Genomic DNA, 2,398 nt, shown 5'->3' with positions numbered 1-2,398 from the left:
AAGAGCATACTTCCTACTCAATATTATTGAGAGAAGTATGCTCTTTTCTAATTTTGTCGCTATTAAAGTACTAGTGACTTCTTGCTAATTACTCCAGCTAGTGGCTTCGCAAGATCCCTTCAAGCACATTAAACAACAAGTCGATCTCTTCAATCGAGTTGTAATGCATACAACCAATACGCACCACGCCCTGCTCTTCAATACCCAATTGCTTTACCAATCCTAGTGCGTAGAAGTGACCATTCCACACACAGATATTATGCTCACCCAACTTCTTGGCGATGAACTCTGGAGAATGGTTCTCAAAGGTAATCGCAAAGGTTGGGGTTCTTAGGTTCGAATCAAATTCGGTTTTTCCGTAAAGCTTTGCCCCTTCAAGATCGGACAAGCGTTTAAGGAAGTACTCACTGAGTTGGCTTTCATGCTTATTATACAGCGCGTAGCTTTGCTCTAAACGAGAACGCAATGAATCGGCTGGATCACCTAACTGCGCCAAGTAATCTACCGCCGCAATCACACCGGCAAGGCCTTCGAAGCTTTGCGTACCTGTCTCAAATCGACCTGGGCCGATATTGGTTGCAGGCTCAACCTTGTAAGGCTTTAACGTGTGTAGCCATTGAGGCGCAACATAAGCAATGCCCACATGCGGGCCGAAGAACTTATACGCTGAACACGCTAAGAAATCACAATTCAGTTGCTGAACATCAATCAAATGATGCGGTGCGTAATGCACGGCATCGACATAAACCTGCGCGCCATGCTGATGTGCAAGCTCAATAACTTTTGCCATGTCGACAATCGAGCCTGTCGTGTTCGAAGCAAACGTCACCGCGACAAGCTTGGTTTTCTCGTTAAGCAGCGATTCAAAATGCGCCATATTCAAACTGCAATCCGACTCGTCTACGCGAACTTGGCGAACAATCGCGCCTTTGTCGTCTGCCGCTTGCTGCCAGCTCGAAACATTCGAGTAATGATCTAACGCCGTGACGATAACTTCATCGCCCTCTTTCCAATCGCGGCTGATCGCTCGGCTAAGTTGGAAGGTCAACGATGTCATGTTCGCACCGAACACAACGTTGCCAGAAGATTCAGCATTAAGCAGTGCTTGCGCCGCTTCTCGCGCTTTCTGCATTAAGCTCGTCGTCTTTTGGCTAGAAAAATAGTGGCCGCCTAGGTTTGAATTGAAATGTCCTAGGTATTCGGTCATCGAAGCTAAAACATTTTCTGGCACCTGAGATCCACCTGGCCCATCAAAAAAGGTCACAGGCTTGCCGTTATGATATTGGCCTAAAGCACTAAACTGTTGGCGCACATCATTAAGAGTGAAGGACATTGCGCGCATCCTTAGCTGTTAGAACAAACACATCCATATAGCCCATCTCATCGTGGTCTATGGTGCGAATCGGTTGTGCATTGTGCCAAAGCTTACTGTCTGCCAGCATCGCAACCTCGCCATCGCCCAACACCTTTCTAAAGAATGGCGCTTCATGTGAATCTTGATACAGCATGATTTCACCGCCCACAATGTTGTGACGGTTCACACCGATCAAAGCGATATGGTCAAAACCATCTTGGTGGACACCTTCAGGGGCAACCTGAGTTTCTTCAAAAATAGCGGCAATGCGGATCTGATGAATTTCGATTTCTTGCCCGTCTTCAAGCCCGTTGGTTTCAATAAACAGTTCACACATCTCTTGCATGCCTTCGCTGCTTAGAATATTCGCTTCAATCGGCTCGAACTGACGAACAACATCACCTTGAAAGTGATTAATGTTTTCAGACTGAACAAAGTTATGTTTGTCTAGCTCAACGACTTGTCCATTACTGAATTCAACCACTGAGTACCTTCTCAATCGGAACTGGCCATCTGCATGCTCTGTGCTTGGTAGCTTAGAGAATGAAGGTGACAACTCCTTAACTGCATGGTTACTGAGGTGGGTAATATGTAGGGTATTTTCGTGAGCATGTAACATCATCGACTCCTTAATGATTGTTAATTAACTTTCGATATTTAACGTTTTATTTACATAAAGGATACTTGAAGATCTTGCCAAATCAACATTAAACAATCATTTATCCCGTCAGATTTAATAATTCAGACACTAAATCCAATCTAGAAATAAAAAGCAGTGTATAACACCAGAATAAAAGATGACCAACTCTTAAAACTAGCACACTCCACTAACCAGTTATAAATACCTACAATTTAAATAATAACGATATTATTAACTAGAAAGACAAGTTTCATATTGTGTCGGCCCTTTCACTTCAATACGCCAGCCTCCTTGCATGAACTCAGGCACCACGGTTGCCACATTCATTTCTATGATTTGCACATCGAAATACGATCTACCTATCAGTTGCCAAACTATTGATTATTTACACAACAAACTGAAAT

2 protein-coding genes are annotated in these 2,398 nt (G+C 43.8%); both read right to left on the bottom strand.

Features of this window, described 5'->3' with window-relative positions; translation table 11 throughout:
• Positions 1–97: 97 nt before the first annotated feature.
• Entirely contained in the window at positions 98–1,333 is a 1,236-nt protein-coding gene (locus AB4653_RS25015; protein WP_009846468.1) for a cysteine desulfurase-like protein, read from the bottom strand.
• Positions 1,317–1,973: a 2OG-Fe dioxygenase family protein gene (locus AB4653_RS25010; protein WP_009846467.1), complete on the bottom strand. Its 657-nt coding sequence runs from the start codon at positions 1,971–1,973 to the stop codon at positions 1,317–1,319. The genes AB4653_RS25015 and AB4653_RS25010 overlap by 17 nt, the downstream gene beginning before the upstream one ends.
• Positions 1,974–2,398 lie beyond the last annotated feature (425 nt).

This window comes from Vibrio sp. 10N.222.48.A3, assembly GCF_041475345.1.
Taxonomy (GTDB): Bacteria; Pseudomonadota; Gammaproteobacteria; order Enterobacterales; family Vibrionaceae; genus Vibrio; species Vibrio tasmaniensis_A.
Note: the sequence above shows the minus strand (reverse complement) of the source record. Positions and strands in the feature narration are given on the sequence as shown.